The sequence below is a fragment of the Nocardioides jishulii genome, from assembly GCF_006007965.1.
In the GTDB taxonomy this organism is placed as follows: Bacteria; Actinomycetota; Actinomycetes; order Propionibacteriales; family Nocardioidaceae; genus Nocardioides; species Nocardioides jishulii.
In genome coordinates this window covers 2393961-2409016 of the sequence record NZ_CP040748.1, presented here as the reverse complement: position 1 = coordinate 2409016, position 15056 = coordinate 2393961, and the positions used below count along the sequence as shown (strand labels likewise).

Here is a 15056-nt window from a genome sequence, read left to right as displayed (position 1 = left end):
CCGTGTCCCTGCAGACACGTCGTCGCGCCTGGGCGGCGCGGCTGGACGACGCCGGCGTCGCCTCTCCGGAGGCCGACGTGAGCCTCTTGGTCTCCCACGTCCTGGGGGTCGGACTGGGCCGCCTCGACCTGGTCGACGACGTCAGCGAGGCAGACGCCGCGGCGATCGAGGCCCTGGTGGAGCGCAGGGCGCAGCGGATCCCGTTGCAGCACCTGACGGGCCGCGCGTGGTTCCGCCACGTCGAGCTGGCCGTCGGTCCCGGCGTCTTCGTCCCCCGGCCCGAGACCGAGCTCCTCGCCGGCTGGGCCATCGAGTCCTGCGCGGGAATCGAGGAGCCCGTCGTGGTCGACCTGTGCACCGGGTCAGGAGCGATCGCCAAGGCCGTCGCAGACGAGGTCCCGGGCGCGCGGGTGCACGCCGTCGAGATGGACCCCCACGCCCACGCCTGGGCGGAGCGCAACCTGGCCGGCACCGGCGTCGACCTCCGACGCGGTGACATGGCGCACGCGTTCGACGACCTGGCCGGGACGGTCGACGTCCTGGTGTGCAACCCGCCCTACATCCCGCTGGAGGCGTGGGAGTCGGTCGCCGTGGAGGCACGCGACCACGACCCGCACCTGGCTCTCTTCTCCGGGGAGGACGGGCTCGAGGCAATGCGCGTCCTGGAGGAGCGCGGCGCGCGCCTGCTGCGCACCGGCGGGGTCCTCGGGGCCGAGCACGCCGACGTGCAGGGGGAGAGCGCTCCGGGCGTGTTCGTCGCCACCGGACGGTGGAGCGACGTGCGGGACCACAAAGATTTGGCTGGTCGCGCGCGCTTCCTGACGGCGAGGCTGGCACGATGAGCACCATGCGACTGAGCACCACCACCGAGACCGAGCGTGATGCCGCCGTCGAGGCAGCGAGCCTGGCCGTGAATCGCGGCGAGCTCGTCGTCATCCCGACTGACACCGTCTACGGCCTGGCGGCCGACGCCTTCGAGCCCCAGGCCGTGCAGGCGTTGCTCGCCGCCAAGGGACGTGGCCGCGACATGCCGCCGCCCGTCCTGGTCAGCAGCGCGGTCACCCTCGACGCGCTGGCGACCGACCTCCCTGAGTGGGGACGGGCCCTCGTGGCCGAGTTCTGGCCCGGGCCGCTGACGATCGTGTGCCACCAGCAGTCCTCCCTGAAGTGGGACCTGGGGGAGACCCGCGGAACGGTCGCGGTCCGCATGCCCGACCACGAGGTCGCCCTCGCGGTGCTCGAGCGGACCGGCCCGCTGGCCGTCAGCTCCGCGAACACCACCGGTGACGCTGCGGCGCTCAACGTCGACGAGGCCGTGGAGATGCTCGGTGACAGCGTCGCCGTCTTCGTCGACGCCGGACTCGCCCCTGGCATGGTGCCCTCCACGATCGTCGACCTCACCGGCGACGAGTGCCGCGTCCTGCGGATGGGTGCCGTCTCGCAGGAGCAGCTGCGCGCCGTGCTCGAGCCGCTCGGGGTGGCGCTGACGGGCGAGGGCGTCTTCGACGACGCCGAGTCGGCCGCTGACGCTGGACCCGTTGCTGACGCTGGACCTGTTGCTGACGCTGGAGAGGCCGAGGGCGACGGTCAGGCCTGATGCGTGAGTTCCTCCTGGTCTTCCTCGTCGCGGCGGCCACCACCTACCTGCTGACCGTCATCGCGCGGGAGCTGGCGATCCGCACCGGTGCGGTGGCGGCGGTGCGCGACCGCGACGTCCACGCCGAACCGATCCCCTACCTGGGTGGCGTGGCCATGCTCGGGGGCCTCGTCGCGGCGTACGTCGTGGCGCAGCACCTGCCGTTCCTCTCGCAGAGCGATCCCTTCGTCTTCCGTGACGCCGGCTCCGTGCTCATCGCCGGGGCGCTCATCTGCGCGGTCGGGGTGCTCGACGACATCTTCGACATCAACGCGTTGACGAAGCTCGGGGGACAGGTGCTCGCGGCCGGTCTCCTGGTCGTCTTCGAGGTGAAGTTCTACTTCTTCCCCGGCGGAGCGGACTCGCAGTTCATCCTGACCAACGAGGAGGGCGCCCTGCTGACCGTCCTGCTGGTGGTGACGACCGTCAACGCGGTCAACATGGTCGACGGACTGGACGGGCTCGCCTCCGGGGTCGTCGGCATCGGAGCCGCGGCCTTCTTCCTCTTCTGCTACCAGCTCTCCGACTTCAACGGCGTCACGCTGGCGACGACCGGCGCCCTGCTCAGTGCCGCGCTCGCGGGTGCCTGCGCCGGGTTCCTGCCGCACAACTTCCATCCGGCCAGGCTCTTCATGGGTGACTCGGGGTCGATGCTGATCGGCCTCGTCATGTCGGCCAGCGCCCTGACCCTCACCGGACAGTTCGACGGCTCCGAGATCAGCTTCGGCGCCGAGGGCAGCAGTCCGGGGTGGGCGGTCCTGCTGCCGCTCCTGCTCCCCGTCTCGCTGCTCATCGTCCCGATGACCGACCTGCTGCTCGCCGTCGTACGACGCACGCGTGCCGGTCGCTCGCCCTTCGCCCCCGACAAGGAACACCTGCACCACCGGCTCCTGGAGATCGGGCACTCCCAGCGGCGTGCCGTCTTCATCATGTGGTTGTGGGCCGCGCTGATCAGCTTCGGTGCCGTCCTGGTGAGCCTCTACAGCGGCGTGGTGATCGCAGTCGTCATGGTCCTCGCCACGGCGTTGGTGATCGCCCTCACCTTCCTGCTCCCACGCATGCCCACGCCCCACCTCATGGGTGCGCCCCTGCCGGGGGAGCCCGAGGATTCCGACGCCGCACCGACTTTGTGATAGTTTTCACGAGCGCGACGCCCCGGCGTCGTACCGCCCGCTGACCTGCACAGAACGGCCGCCCCCATGACGACCGAGTCGACTGAACGCCCCCGTGACCCGGGAGCGCGTGTCCTCGCTGGGGTGACGGCACTGGCGCTGGGCGTGGCCGTCGTCGTGACGGGTCTGGGGGCCCTCCTCGGCGGCTCGGACGCGGCGGCTGGTGCCGCCGCTGGGGCCTTCCCGGTGGTGGTGGTGATGGCCTTCGGCACCTACGTGGTGCACGTTGCCGCGCGGGCCGTGCCGTCCCTGTCGCTCCTGGTCGCCCTGATGACCTACGTGCTCCAGATCGTGCTGATGGGCGCCTTCTTCCTGCTCCTCGTCCGGTCGGGTGCGCTCGACGGCTCCGGCGACGGCGCGGCCGACGCCGTGTGGCTCATCGTGGGCGTCGTGATCGCCAGCATGACCTGGAGTGCCGCCCAGATCTGGCTCTCCAGCCGTGCCCGCATCCCGCTGTACGACCTCCCGCGCTCCTCGGAGTCCCAAGCCCGGGAGGTGAGTGAGGGATGAGGATCCGGGACTGCTATTCTCGGCCCCGCGATGGCCAAGAAGAACTCACCCCACGGTCGCGCCGAGGAACCCCCGTCCGACAAGCCGCGCCAGGACCCCTGGAGCGCGTTCGGATACCTGGTCTCCGGCGTGGCGGTCTACGGACTGGCGGGATGGGGCCTCGACCAGTGGTGGGGCACCAACTTCATGGTGGCCATCGGCATCGTCGCGGGAGCGGGGCTGGGCATCTACATGACCCACAAGGCGTTCAGTGTGACGCCACCGCCGAGCGACGAGAACAGCGACGAGAACAAGACCTGACAGTGCGGCAGACACAGGAGACAGCGTGAGTGCGATCGCGATGACCGCGATTCCGACCGAGGGGTTCACCCCTCCTGGTCCGGGCGACTTCAACCTCCCCCCGGTCGGCTACACCCAGGAGACCGCCCCGACGTTCGAGTTCCTCGGGCAGACGATGTACCTGGGCGTGACGAAGCCGATGATTCAGCTGGCCCTCTCGGTCGTCCTGATCTTCGCCTTCTTCTACTACGCCTCGCGCAAGCGAGCCATGGTCCCCGGGAAGCTGCAGTACATGGGTGAGGCCGGCTACGGCATGGTGCGTAACAGCCTGGCCCGGGACAACATCGGCAGCCACGACTTCATGCGGTTCGTGCCGTTCCTGGTCTCGATGTTCTTCTTCATCCTGGTCAACAACTACTTCGGGCTGATCCCCATGGTCCAGCTGCCGTCGACGTCACGCTCCGGCGTGGCGTACGCCCTCGCGATCATCGCCTGGGCCGTCTACAACTGGGTCGGCATCACCAAGCACGGCTTCATCGGCTACCTGAAGCACCAGACCGTGCCGGCAGGCGTGCACGGCCCCGTCCTGGCCCTGCTGATCCCGCTGGAGTTCTTCTCCAACATCGTGGTCCGTCCGGTCACGCTGGCGCTGCGTCTCTTCGCCAACATGTTCGCGGGTCACATCCTGCTGCTGCTCTTCGCGCTCGGTGGCGAGTACCTCATCGCCGAGATGGGTGGCGTCTACATCGGCGCCGGCCTCGTCTCCTTCGTGATGTTCATGCTGATCTGCGTCCTCGAGATGCTGGTCATGTTCCTGCAGGCCTACGTCTTCGTCCTGCTGACCGCCATGTACATCGCCGGCGCCATCGCCGACGAGCACTGATCCACAGACCTGGTCCGGCTTGACCGGACCTGCTTGAACCAACCGAACACCACCCATTCCCAGGCCCTTGGGAACTACGAAAGGAAGAAGCCGTGGAAGGCTCTCTCAACATGCTCGGTTACGGTGTCGCGACGATCGGCCCCGGCCTCGCCGTCGGCCTGATCTTCGCGGCCTACATCAACGGTGTGGCTCGCCAGCCGGAGTCGCAGGGTCGCCTCCAGCCCATCGCGATCCTGGGCTTCGCCCTCGCCGAGGCGCTCGCCATCATCGGCATCGCCCTGGCCTTCGTGCTCGGCGCCTGACGCTGTCACGCTGCCACATCCGACTGATCCGAACTGAAGGACCTGCCCATGCAGACTGAGGTCATCCGGGCCGCGGGCGACGAGGGACTCAACCCCCTCATCCCGCACCCGATCGAGATCCTCCTCGCGGCGCTCTTCTTCACGATCCTCGTGATCCTGGTGAAGAAGTTCATCGTGCCTGCCTTCGAGCAGACGTACGCTGAGCGCACGGCTGCCATCGAAGGTGGTCTGGCCGCTGCGGAGACGAAGCAGGCCGAGGCCGACGCCAAGCTCGCCGAGCTCGACCGCCAGCTCTCCGAGGCCCGTCACGAGGCTGCTCGCATCCGCGAGGAAGCGCGTGAGCAGGGTGCCGCGATCGTCGTCGAGATGCGCGAGCAGGCCACCGCGGAGGCCAACCGCATCCTGGAGACCGGCAAGGCCCAGATCGAGGCGGAGCGCCAGCAGGCGATCACCTCGCTCCGTGCCGAGGTCGGTGGCCTGGCCGCCGGTCTGGCCGGTTCCATCGTCGGCGAGAGCCTCGACGACGACGCTCGTTCGAGCCGTGTCGTCGAGCGTTTCCTGGCCGAGCTGGAAGGCGCCAACTGATGAACTTCCGTGGTGCTTCTGCCGAGGCGTTCGACGCTCTGACCCGTGCCATCGACGGCACGCTGGATCAGGCCGACGACGCTGCACAGGTCGGTGCTGACCTGTTCTCGGTGGCTGAGGTGCTTCGCGACGAGCCGGCCCTTCGCCGAATCGCGACCGACGTGTCGGTCGACGCGGCGGCGAAGGCCGGCCTTGTCAAGGAGCTCTTCACCGGCAAGGTGTCGGCGCCCGTCGTCGCTTTGCTCGGTGACGCCGTGGTCCGCCGTTGGACCCTCCCGCGCGACCTCCCTCGGGCCCTCGAGGAGCTGGGGGTGGTCGCCACGGTCAAGTCCTCCGGTGACGACGCCACGCGTCTCTCCGCCGAGCTGTTCACCGTGGGTCAGGTCTTCCAGGCCAACCCGGACCTTCGTTCGGCGTTGTCCGACCCGGCCCGCTCCACCAAGGACAAGCGCGAGCTCGTCCACGGTCTGCTCGCCGGCAAGACCCTGCCCGCCACCATCGCCCTGGTCGACCAGGCCCTGACCGGTACGCACCGTACGGTCTCGGTCGCGCTCGACAGCTACCAGCAGACCGCCGCTGCGGCGAACGGCAGGACCGTCGCGACGGTCACCGTCGCCAAGCCTCTCTCGGACGCCGACCTGGACCGCATCACTGCGGCCCTGGGACGCGAGTACGACCGTGAGATCCAGGCCAACGTCGTGATCGACCCCGCCGTCATCGGCGGCGTCAAGGTCGAGATCGGCCACGAGGTCATCGACGGCACCGTCGCGAACCGCCTCGACGGCGTACGCCGCAAGCTGGCCGTCTGAGCTCCGCTCAGCAGGGTCAACCCACAAGAACTTCGAGCACACGAAAGTAAGGATGAGGAAATGACGGAGCTTTCGATCCGTCCGGAGGAGATCCGGGACGCGTTGCAGCGCTTCGTGTCGGACTACAAGCCCGAGACTGCCAGCCGCGAAGAGGTCGGCACCGTTGCCGAGGCCGCGGACGGCATCGCCCGTGTCACCGGACTCCCGTCCGCCATGGCTAACGAGCTGCTCGAGTTCGAGGACGGCACGCTGGGCATCGCCCTGAACCTCGACACCCGCGAGATCGGTGTCGTCGTCCTGGGTGACTTCGACAAGATCGAAGAGGGCCAGGTCGTGCGCCGCACCGGCGAGATCCTCTCGGTCCCCGTGGGCGAGGGCTACCTCGGTCGCGTGGTCGACCCGCTGGGCACCCCGATCGACGGTCTCGGCGAGATCGCCACCGACGGCCGCCGCCCGCTGGAGCTCCAGGCTCCCACCGTGATGCAGCGCAAGTCGGTGCACGAGCCGCTGGCCACCGGCATCAAGGCCATCGACGCCATGACGCCGATCGGCCGGGGTCAGCGTCAGCTGATCATCGGTGACCGTGCGACCGGCAAGACCACCATCGCCATCGACACGATCATCAACCAGAAGCAGAACTGGGAGTCGGGCGACCCGGCCAAGCAGGTCCGCTGCATCTACGTCGCCATCGGCCAGAAGGGCTCGACCATCGCCTCCGTGCGTGGCGCCCTCGCCGAGGCCGGCGCCCTGGAGTACACCACCATCGTCGCCTCCCCGGCGTCCGACTCGGCTGGCTTCAAGTACCTGGCGCCCTACACCGGTTCGGCCATCGGCCAGCACTGGATGTACGACGGCAAGCACGTCCTCATCGTGTTCGACGACCTGACCAAGCAGGCCGAAGCGTACCGCTCCGTGTCGCTGCTGCTGCGCCGCCCGCCGGGCCGCGAGGCCTACCCGGGTGACGTCTTCTACCTGCACTCCCGCCTGCTCGAGCGTTGCGCGAAGCTCTCCGACGACATGGGTGCTGGCTCGATGACGGGTCTCCCGATCATCGAGACCAAGGCCAACGACGTCTCGGCGTTCATCCCGACCAACGTCATCTCGATCACCGACGGACAGATCTTCCTGCAGTCCGACCTGTTCGCCGCCAACCAGCGCCCCGCCATCGACGTGGGTGTCTCGGTGTCGCGTGTCGGTGGTGCCGCGATGACGAAGGCCGTCAAGGCCGTCACCGGTTCGCTCAAGGTCGACCTGGCGCAGTTCCGCGCCATGGAGGCGTTCGCGATGTTCGCCTCGGACCTCGACGCCGCGTCGCGTCAGCAGCTCGACCGTGGCCAGAAGCTGATGGCCCTGCTCAAGCAGCCGCAGTACTCGCCCTACCCGGTCGAGGAGATGACCGTCTCGCTGTGGACCGGTACCACCGGCCGCCTGGACGCCGTCCCCACCGACGACGTGCTGCGCTTCGAGGCCGAGTTCCTCGACTTCCTGCGTCGCTCGCACGCCGGCATCCTCTCCGCCATCCGCGACTCGCAGAAGTTCGAGGACGCCACCGAGGCTGACCTGGTGAAGGCGTACGACTCCTTCCTCGACCAGTTCGAGACCTCGGACGGTCACTCGATCAAGGCTGGCCGTGAGGACCACGTCGCCCTCGAGGACGAGGACGTCGAGCAGGAGCAGATCGTCAAGCAGAAGCGGGGCTGACGATGGCCGTATCGCTGCGTGAGTACCGCGCGCGGATCAAGTCGACGGAGTCGATGAAGAAGATCACGCGCGCCATGGAGCTCATTGCTGCGTCTCGCATCATCAAGGCGCAGCAGCGGGCACAGGCGGCAGCGCCGTACGCCCGTGAGCTGACGCGAGCGGTGTCGGCGGTGGCCACGTTCTCCAACGTGGACCACCCGCTGACCACCGAGCCCACGGACTCCAACCGTGCCGCGGTCCTGGTCGTGACCAGCGACCGTGGCCTGGCGGGTGCCTACTCCACCAACGCTCTCAAGGAGGCCGAGCGCCTCATCGAGAAGCTCAAGGAGGAGGGCAAGCAGGTCGACCTCTACGTCACCGGACGCAAGGCGGAGGCCTACTTCAAGTTCCGTGATCGCGCCGTGGTCAGGTCGTGGACCGGCTTCTCCGACCAGCCCACGTACGACGTGGCCGCTGAGATCGGTGAGACGCTGATCGACGCCTTCCTGGCTGATGACGAGACGGGTGTCGACGAGGTGCACGTGGTCTTCACGCGCTTCCGCTCGATGCTGTCGCAGGAGCCGCAGGCCGTGCGCCTGCTGCCCCTTGAGGTCGTGGAGGGCACCGAGGCTCCGGCCGAGGGCGAGCTCCTCCCGCTCTACGAGTTCGAGCCCTCGCCCAGCGAGGTCCTCGACGCACTGCTTCCGAAGTACGTCCAGAGCCGCATCTTCTTCGCCCTGCTGCAGGCAGCCGCTTCCGAGCTCGCTGCCCGCCAGAAGGCGATGAAGTCCGCGACGGACAACGCGGACGAGCTCATCAAGAAGTACAAGCGAATCGCCAACCAGGCTCGCCAGGCTGGCATTACCCAGGAAATCAGCGAGATCGTCGGTGGCGTCAATGCCCTTGCCGACGCGAACGCCGGGAGTGAGTGAGAGAAATGACTGCCACTGTTGAAGAGACCCAGACTGCCGGCGCTGCCGGTGGGGTCGGACGCATTTCCCGCGTCATCGGCGCGGTTGTGGACATCGAGTTCCCGACCGACGCGATGCCGGCCATCTACAACGCCCTCGAGATCGACCGTGAGCTGAACGGCGAGACCGAGACGATCGTTCTCGAGGTTTCCCAGCACATCGGTGACGGCATGGTTCGTGCCATCTCGATGCGCTCGACCGACGGCATGGTCCGCGGTGCCCAGGTGCGCGACACCGGCACCTCGATCAGCGTCCCGGTCGGCGACGCCACCCTCGGCCGCGTGTTCAACGTCATCGGCGAGTGCCTCAACCTCGAAGAGGGCGAGACGCTCGACGTCAAGGAGCGGTGGGGCATCCACCGCAAGGCTCCGGCCTTCGACCAGCTGGAGTCCAAGACCCAGATGTTCGAGACCGGGATCAAGGTCATCGACCTCCTGACCCCCTACGTGACCGGTGGAAAGATCGGCCTCTTCGGTGGTGCGGGCGTCGGCAAGACCGTCCTCATCCAGGAGATGATCGCCCGCGTGGCGAAGAACCACGGTGGTGTGTCGGTGTTCGCCGGTGTCGGTGAGCGCACCCGTGAGGGCAACGACCTGATCGTCGAGATGCAGGAGGCCGGCGTCTTCGACAAGGTCGCCCTCGTCTTCGGCCAGATGGACGAGCCGCCGGGCACCCGCCTGCGCGTCGCCCTCTCCGCGCTGACCATGGCGGAGTACTTCCGTGACGTGCAGAAGCAGGACGTCCTCCTCTTCGTCGACAACATCTTCCGCTTCACGCAGGCCGGTTCCGAGGTCTCCACGCTGCTCGGCCGCATGCCGTCCGCCGTGGGTTACCAGCCGAACCTGGCCGACGAGATGGGTCAGCTCCAGGAGCGCATCACCTCGACGCGTGGTCACTCGATCACGTCGATGCAGGCGATCTACGTCCCCGCTGACGACTACACCGACCCGGCTCCCGCCACGACGTTCGCGCACCTGGACGCCACCACGGAGCTCTCGCGTGACATCGCCTCGCTGGGTATCTACCCGGCCGTGGACCCGCTCACGTCGACGTCGCGCATCCTCGACCCGCAGTACATCGGTCAGGCGCACTACGACTGCGCGATCCGCGTGAAGCAGATCCTGCAGCGCAACAAGGAGCTCCAGGACATCATCGCCATCCTCGGCGTCGACGAGCTGTCGGAGGAGGACAAGACGATCGTTCACCGCGCTCGTCGCATCCAGCGCTTCCTCTCGCAGAACACCTACGTCGCCAAGCAGTTCACCGGCATCGAGGGTTCGACCGTTCCGCTGGCCGACACCATCGAGGCGTTCAACAAGATCGCCAGCGGTGAGTACGACCACGTCGCCGAGCAGGCCTTCTTCATGTGCGGCGGGCTCGACGACGTCGAGGCCAAGTGGGCCGAGATCCAGAAGAACCTCTGATGGCTGGCACGCTGCAGGTGGAGCTCGTCGCCGCCGACCGCCTCGTGTGGTCGGGGGAGGCGAGGATGGTCATCGCCAGGACCACCGAGGGTGACATGGGTGTCCTGCCCGGTCACACCCCGGTCCTGTCGGTCATCATCGAGGGTGTCGTCGACATCCAGACCGCTGAGGGTGAGACCTGGATCGCGGCGGTCGACGCCGGTTTCCTGTCGGTCTCCAACGACCGCGTGTCGATCCTGTCGGAGCGTGCGGAGATGTCGCACGAGATCGACCTGGAGAAGGCGCGTCGCGAGCTCGAGCGTGCCAAGGCAGCCGGCGAGAACGATGACGCGGCCGACGAGGCAGTTCGTCGCGCGGAGGCTCGTGTCCGCGCCGTCGAGCGGGCTTCGTGAGCGTCTGAGAAGCAGCTTCACACAGGGTGAGCACTCCGGGTGACCGGGTGCTCACCCTGCTGCATTTGAGGGCCGGTGCACACTCGTGCGCAGCAGCATGGTTCCATCGGTGCCAACACGGAGCCCTAGGAGGAGGACGGATGCACGACGGGTGGCTCGGCGCACTGGACGCCCTGGGCGTCCTGCTGGTCCTTCTCCTGCTCGTCCTCGTCGTGGTTGCCGTCTGGCTCGTCGTGCGTCGCCGCACCATCTCGCGCGACGGAGCGACCTTCGAGCTCAGCCACCGGGTGCGTGACCAGCGTCCGGGCCGAGGGTGGGTGCTGGGGGTGGGCCGCTACACCGGCGAGTCGCTGGAGTGGTTCCGGATCTTCTCGCTGTCGCCGCGCCCCATGCGCGTGTGGAACCGTGACGAGATCGCTTACGTGGCGAGGCGTGAGCCCGAGGGGCCCGAGGAGGGTTCCCTCTACGCCGGGCACGTCGTCGTCGTCTGCCAGACGCCGAACGGCGACGTCGAGCTCGCCATGAGCGAGTCCTCCCTCATGGGGTTCCAGTCGTGGCTGGAGTCCGGCCCTCCCGGGACCAACTGGGACGCCAAGCCCCTGCGCTGACCGGGAGCGGTCGCGCTCAGTCGCGCTCGCCTCCCGGCACCCACAGCACGTCGCCGTTCTCGCGGTTGGCGATCCTGGCGAGGATGAAGAGCAGGTCCGAGAGCCGGTTCAGGTAGGTGATGGCCAGCATGTTCATCGTGGCCTCGTGCTCGGCCCACGCGGCCCACGCGGAGCGTTCTGCGCGGCGTACGACCGTGCGGGCGACGTGGAGGTGGGCTGCGCCGGGGGTCCCGCCGTTGAGGATGAACGAGCGCAGGTTGGGCAGCTCTTCGTTGTACTCGTCGCACCACGCCTCGAGCCGGTCGACGTACTCCTGCTCGATGCGCAGCGGGGGGTACTCGGGGTCGGGGACCACGGGGGTGCAGAAGTCAGCGCCCACGTCGAAGAGGTCGTTCTGGATGCGGGTGAGCACCTTGTCGATGCGTCCTTCGAGGCCACCACACGCCAGGGCCACGCCGATGGCCGCGTTGGCCTCGTCGACGTCGGCGTACGCGGCGAGGCGAAGGTCGGTCTTGGCCGTCTCGCTCATGTCGCCGAGTCGGGTCCTGCCGGCGTCGCCGGTGCGGGTGTAGATGCGGGTGAGGTTGACCATGGCTCCGAGGGTAGCGGGGGAGGCCCGGTCGCGACCGGTGCGGTCGTACGAGGACAGGCGCGCCAGCGGCAGTCGCACCAGTCACATGGGCCCCTTGCGTCGGCGAGCCGCGTCGCCCGGGCGCGCAGAGTTCTTTACCGACGGGTTACGTGGAGTCGCGTCCGATAATCGGGGCGTGCGTCTCGCCGTACCGAATATATGTTTGGTTCGGGCAACTCTTTGGGATACGAACGACGTCATAGAGGTCGAGAGCACCACACGACGGGGTGGGGTGACGGATCGACTGGGGGCGTCGGGGGACGCCTCCGGAACCGGTGGTCGGGCACCGGAAAAGGAGTTGAGTGGCATGGAGATCTACTCGAACGGGAGCACGCTGCGACTGGTGGGGGACTTCGACGTCCGGAGCACCGGCGCAGTGCGCGACGCCATCTATGACACGTTCGCCCAGCAGGGGGACGTCGTGGTCGACCTCTCCGAGGTGCGCACGGTCGACGTCACGGCCCTGCGCGTCCTCGCCGTGGCCACCCACCATGCCTCGCGTCGGGGCGAGCACCTGCGCCTTCGCGGGTGCGGTCCCTCCGTGCGGCGGATGCTCCACCTCTCGCGCCTTGCCAGGATCGTGGAGGTCGAGCGTGTCGCAGCCTCCGCGTGACCCGTCTGCCCGGCTGCGTGACTCGCTCGTGTGACAGGTCGGCGCACGTCGGTGCCCGAAGTGGCATATCCCACTCCGAGACCTCGTTCCCGGTCCGTCCGCCTCGGCATAGCATCTGCACATGACTGAGCCCCAGCCCGCCAAGGACCGCCCGTGGGTGATGCGCACCTACGCCGGCCACTCGACGGCCGCCGCGTCCAACGCGCTCTACCGCAACAACCTCGCCAAGGGGCAGACCGGACTCTCGGTCGCGTTCGACCTGCCGACCCAGACTGGCTACGACCCGGACTCGCCCCTGAGCCGCGGCGAGGTCGGGAAGGTCGGGGTCCCGGTGCCGCACCTGGGCGAGATGCGACGTCTCTTCGAGGACATCCCGCTGACGGAGATGAACACCTCGATGACGATCAACGCTCCGGCCATGTGGCTGCTGGCGCTCTACCAGGTCACCGCCGAGGAGCAGAACCCCGACCTCGACCCGGCCGACGTGGCTGCCCAGCTCGCTGGCACGACCCAGAACGACATCATCAAGGAGTACCTCTCGCGAGGTACCTACGTCTTCGGCCCCGAGCACTCGCTGCGGCTGACCGCCGACATGATCGCCTACACGATCAACCAGATCCCCAAGTGGAACCCGATCAACATCTGCAGCTACCACCTGCAGGAGGCCGGAGCGACGCCCGCGCAGGAGCTCGCGTACGCCCTCTCCACCGCCATCGCGGTGCTCGACCGCGTGAAGGCGTCGGGTCAGGTCTCCGACGACGACTTCGAGAAGGTCGTCGGTCGCATCTCCTTCTTCGTCAACGCGGGCGTCCGCTTCGTCGAGGAGATGTGCAAGATGCGTGCGTTCGTCCAGCTGTGGGACGAGATCACCCGCGAGCGCTACGGTGTCCAGGACCCGAAGATGCGCCGCTTCCGCTACGGCGTGCAGGTCAACTCGCTCGGTCTCACCGAAGCGCAGCCGGAGAACAACGTGCAGCGCATCGTGCTGGAGATGCTCGGTGTCACCCTCTCCAAGAACGCCCGTGCCCGTGCCGTGCAGCTCCCCGCCTGGAACGAGGCCCTCGGCCTGCCCCGCCCGTGGGACCAGCAGTGGTCGCTGCGTCTCCAGCAGGTGCTCGCCTACGAGTCCGACCTGCTCGAGTACGCGGACATCTTCGACGGCAGCCACGTCGTCGAGAAGAAGGTCGCTGAGCTCGTCGAGGCCGCTCGCGCCGAGATGGACAAGGTGCAGGCCATGGGCGGCGCCGTCGCGGCGGTCGAGTCGGGCTACATGAAGTCCGAGCTCGTCACCGCCCACGCGACGCGCCGGGCCCGCATCGAGGCCGGCGAGGAGATCGTCGTCGGCGTCAACAAGTTCGAGTCCACCGAGCCGTCCCCGCTGACCGCTGACCTGGACGCGGCGATCCAGTCCGCGGACCCGGAGGCCGAGAAGTCCGCCCTGGCCGGCCTCGAGGCGTGGAAGGCCCAGCGTGACCAGGTCGCCGTCGACCAGGCGCTGGAGCGTCTCGCCGCCGACGCCAAGACCGACGTGAACCTCATGGAGGCCACGCTCGCCGCGGCGCGGGCCGGGGTGACGACGGGGGAGTGGGCCGGCACCCTGCGCGGCGTCTTCGGCGAGTTCCGTGCGCCCACCGGCGTCTCGGGCTCGGTGGGTGCAGCTGACGCCGGCGAAGCTCTCACCCGGGTCCGGGAGCGTGTGAAGGCGACCGGGGAGGAGCTCGGTGGCCGTCTCCGCTTCCTCGTCGGGAAGCCGGGTCTCGACGGCCACAGCAACGGTGCCGAGCAGGTGGCCGTGCGAGCGCGCGACGCCGGCTTCGAGGTCATCTACCAGGGCATCCGACTGACCCCGGAGCAGATCGTCGCCGCTGCCGCCGCCGAGGACGTCCACTGCGTGGGCCTCTCGATCCTCTCCGGCTCCCACATGGAGCTCGTGCCCGCTGTCCTCCAGGGGCTGCGGGAGGCCGGGCTCGAGGACGTCCCCGTCATCGTCGGCGGAATCATCCCTGACTCGGACGGCAAGGCGCTGGTGGAGCAGGGAGTCGCGGCGGTCTACACGCCGAAGGACTTCGGGCTGACCGAGATCATGGACGGTGTCGTCGACGTGATCCGCGCCGCCAACGGGCTCGACTGATCCGCGTACGCGGCAGGGCTGGCTGAGCGCCGGCCCTGCCGGTCATCCGGGCTCCGGGAAATCAGGTTAGGCAACCCTTACGCCGTGCTACGGTGACGGACATGGGCAAGGGGAAGAAGAGCAAGGGCGACGTCGCCAAGCTCCCCAAGAAGAAGTGCTGCGAGTCGAAGACTCGCTGTGGCCGCTGCCCCCTGCGCATGCTGAAGGAAGGCACGCTCCCCGACGGCTACACCGTCCACAAGCGCACGCTGGTCAAGGTCGCCGACCTGCCTGACCCTTCGCGCAAGAAGAAGCACAAGGCCGCCTGACCGGAACGGTCAGCCGCCACCGTTCCGGGTGGCGGAACAGTTTCCCCTCCCCAGGGCCTCTCGGGTTCCGCGGTGCGGAACGCCGGACTCGATCCGGTAACGCTCGCCGCGTTCCTGAGATT

General features: G+C 68.2%; 18 protein-coding genes. 17 read left to right on the top strand and 1 reads right to left on the bottom strand.

The genetic code is table 11. The annotated features are described in order from the left end of the window. Positions 1-2 precede the first annotated feature (2 nt). From prmC to FCL41_RS11320, 14 genes are all read left to right on the top strand, one after another. Positions 3-842, top strand: coding sequence for a peptide chain release factor N(5)-glutamine methyltransferase (prmC, locus tag FCL41_RS11385; RefSeq protein WP_212723195.1), 840 nt, complete (start codon positions 3-5; stop codon positions 840-842). Beyond that, positions 839-1597 (top strand): L-threonylcarbamoyladenylate synthase, encoded by a 759-nt coding sequence (locus tag FCL41_RS11380; protein WP_137067021.1) that lies wholly within the window; start codon positions 839-841, stop codon positions 1595-1597. The genes prmC and FCL41_RS11380 overlap by 4 nt, the downstream gene beginning before the upstream one ends. Next, complete coding sequence (locus tag FCL41_RS11375; protein WP_137067020.1) at positions 1597-2769, top strand: MraY family glycosyltransferase; 1173 nt, start codon at positions 1597-1599, stop codon at positions 2767-2769. Before FCL41_RS11380 ends, FCL41_RS11375 begins: the two co-directional genes overlap by 1 nt. A gap of 123 nt (positions 2770-2892) precedes the next feature. Beyond that, complete coding sequence (locus FCL41_RS11370) at positions 2893-3318, top strand: hypothetical protein (RefSeq protein ID WP_137067019.1); 426 nt, start codon at positions 2893-2895, stop codon at positions 3316-3318. Between the two features lie 30 nt (positions 3319-3348). Continuing rightward, positions 3349-3618 carry an AtpZ/AtpI family protein gene (locus FCL41_RS11365; RefSeq protein WP_137067018.1) on the top strand — a complete coding sequence of 90 codons (270 nt, stop codon included), beginning with the start codon at positions 3349-3351 and terminating at the stop codon, positions 3616-3618. A gap of 25 nt (positions 3619-3643) precedes the next feature. Beyond that, positions 3644-4480 carry a F0F1 ATP synthase subunit A gene (atpB, locus tag FCL41_RS11360; RefSeq protein ID WP_239021625.1) on the top strand — a complete coding sequence of 279 codons (837 nt, stop codon included), beginning with the start codon at positions 3644-3646 and terminating at the stop codon, positions 4478-4480. A 92-nt stretch (positions 4481-4572) separates the two neighbouring features. Then, complete coding sequence (locus FCL41_RS11355; RefSeq protein WP_275106499.1) at positions 4573-4782, top strand: ATP synthase F0 subunit C; 210 nt, start codon at positions 4573-4575, stop codon at positions 4780-4782. A gap of 48 nt (positions 4783-4830) precedes the next feature. Continuing rightward, positions 4831-5367 carry a F0F1 ATP synthase subunit B gene (locus tag FCL41_RS11350; RefSeq protein WP_137067017.1) on the top strand — a complete coding sequence of 179 codons (537 nt, stop codon included), beginning with the start codon at positions 4831-4833 and terminating at the stop codon, positions 5365-5367. Further along, complete coding sequence (locus tag FCL41_RS11345; RefSeq protein ID WP_137067016.1) at positions 5367-6176, top strand: F0F1 ATP synthase subunit delta; 810 nt, start codon at positions 5367-5369, stop codon at positions 6174-6176. Before FCL41_RS11350 ends, FCL41_RS11345 begins: the two co-directional genes overlap by 1 nt. A gap of 60 nt (positions 6177-6236) precedes the next feature. Then, positions 6237-7877, top strand: coding sequence for a F0F1 ATP synthase subunit alpha (atpA, locus tag FCL41_RS11340; RefSeq protein ID WP_137067015.1), 1641 nt, complete (start codon positions 6237-6239; stop codon positions 7875-7877). 2 nt (positions 7878-7879) lie between these two features. Continuing rightward, positions 7880-8788, top strand: coding sequence for a F0F1 ATP synthase subunit gamma (locus tag FCL41_RS11335; protein ID WP_137067014.1), 909 nt, complete (start codon positions 7880-7882; stop codon positions 8786-8788). A 5-nt stretch (positions 8789-8793) separates the two neighbouring features. Continuing rightward, the gene (gene atpD / locus FCL41_RS11330) at positions 8794-10251 is read left to right on the top strand and encodes a F0F1 ATP synthase subunit beta (RefSeq protein ID WP_137067013.1); all 1458 of its coding nucleotides are present in this window, start codon (positions 8794-8796) and stop codon (positions 10249-10251) included. Continuing rightward, the gene (locus tag FCL41_RS11325; RefSeq protein ID WP_137067012.1) at positions 10251-10643 is read left to right on the top strand and encodes a F0F1 ATP synthase subunit epsilon; all 393 of its coding nucleotides are present in this window, start codon (positions 10251-10253) and stop codon (positions 10641-10643) included. The genes atpD and FCL41_RS11325 overlap by 1 nt, the downstream gene beginning before the upstream one ends. Positions 10644-10783: 140 nt before the next feature. Further along, positions 10784-11251, top strand: a complete 468-nt coding sequence (locus FCL41_RS11320) for a DUF2550 domain-containing protein (protein ID WP_170970332.1) — start codon at positions 10784-10786, stop codon at positions 11249-11251. 16 nt (positions 11252-11267) lie between these two features. On the opposite strand, the gene FCL41_RS11315 is transcribed toward FCL41_RS11320, so the two are convergent. Further along, positions 11268-11843: a cob(I)yrinic acid a,c-diamide adenosyltransferase gene (locus tag FCL41_RS11315; protein ID WP_137067254.1), complete on the bottom strand. Its 576-nt coding sequence runs from the start codon at positions 11841-11843 to the stop codon at positions 11268-11270. A gap of 346 nt (positions 11844-12189) precedes the next feature. On the opposite strand from FCL41_RS11315, the gene FCL41_RS11310 reads away from it, so the two are divergent. The 3 genes from FCL41_RS11310 (at position 12190) to FCL41_RS11300 (ending at position 14934) form a co-directional block, all read left to right on the top strand. Then, on the top strand, positions 12190-12495 hold the full coding sequence (locus FCL41_RS11310) for an STAS domain-containing protein (protein WP_137067011.1): 306 nt from the start codon (positions 12190-12192) through the stop codon (positions 12493-12495). 121 nt (positions 12496-12616) lie between these two features. Continuing rightward, entirely contained in the window at positions 12617-14626 is a 2010-nt protein-coding gene (locus tag FCL41_RS11305) for a protein meaA (protein ID WP_137067010.1), read from the top strand. Between the two features lie 101 nt (positions 14627-14727). After that, positions 14728-14934, top strand: a complete 207-nt coding sequence (locus FCL41_RS11300) for a hypothetical protein (RefSeq protein WP_137067009.1) — start codon at positions 14728-14730, stop codon at positions 14932-14934. The last annotated feature ends 122 nt before the right edge of the window (positions 14935-15056 follow it).

Coding starts and splice junctions, on each gene's coding strand:
- FCL41_RS11305 (WP_137067010.1), top strand. CDS start 12,617: ATGACTGAGCCCCAGCCCGCCAAGGACCGCCCGTGGGTGATGCGCACC.
- atpA (WP_137067015.1), top strand. CDS start 6,237: ATGACGGAGCTTTCGATCCGTCCGGAGGAGATCCGGGACGCGTTGCAG.
- FCL41_RS11300 (WP_137067009.1), top strand. CDS start 14,728: ATGGGCAAGGGGAAGAAGAGCAAGGGCGACGTCGCCAAGCTCCCCAAG.
- FCL41_RS11365 (WP_137067018.1), top strand. CDS start 3,349: ATGGCCAAGAAGAACTCACCCCACGGTCGCGCCGAGGAACCCCCGTCC.
- FCL41_RS11375 (WP_137067020.1), top strand. CDS start 1,597: ATGCGTGAGTTCCTCCTGGTCTTCCTCGTCGCGGCGGCCACCACCTAC.
- atpD (WP_137067013.1), top strand. CDS start 8,794: ATGACTGCCACTGTTGAAGAGACCCAGACTGCCGGCGCTGCCGGTGGG.
- FCL41_RS11345 (WP_137067016.1), top strand. CDS start 5,367: ATGAACTTCCGTGGTGCTTCTGCCGAGGCGTTCGACGCTCTGACCCGT.
- FCL41_RS11335 (WP_137067014.1), top strand. CDS start 7,880: ATGGCCGTATCGCTGCGTGAGTACCGCGCGCGGATCAAGTCGACGGAG.
- FCL41_RS11325 (WP_137067012.1), top strand. CDS start 10,251: ATGGCTGGCACGCTGCAGGTGGAGCTCGTCGCCGCCGACCGCCTCGTG.
- FCL41_RS11350 (WP_137067017.1), top strand. CDS start 4,831: ATGCAGACTGAGGTCATCCGGGCCGCGGGCGACGAGGGACTCAACCCC.
- FCL41_RS11315 (WP_137067254.1), bottom strand. CDS start 11,843: ATGGTCAACCTCACCCGCATCTACACCCGCACCGGCGACGCCGGCAGG.
- FCL41_RS11380 (WP_137067021.1), top strand. CDS start 839: ATGAGCACCATGCGACTGAGCACCACCACCGAGACCGAGCGTGATGCC.
- FCL41_RS11320 (WP_170970332.1), top strand. CDS start 10,784: ATGCACGACGGGTGGCTCGGCGCACTGGACGCCCTGGGCGTCCTGCTG.
- FCL41_RS11310 (WP_137067011.1), top strand. CDS start 12,190: ATGGAGATCTACTCGAACGGGAGCACGCTGCGACTGGTGGGGGACTTC.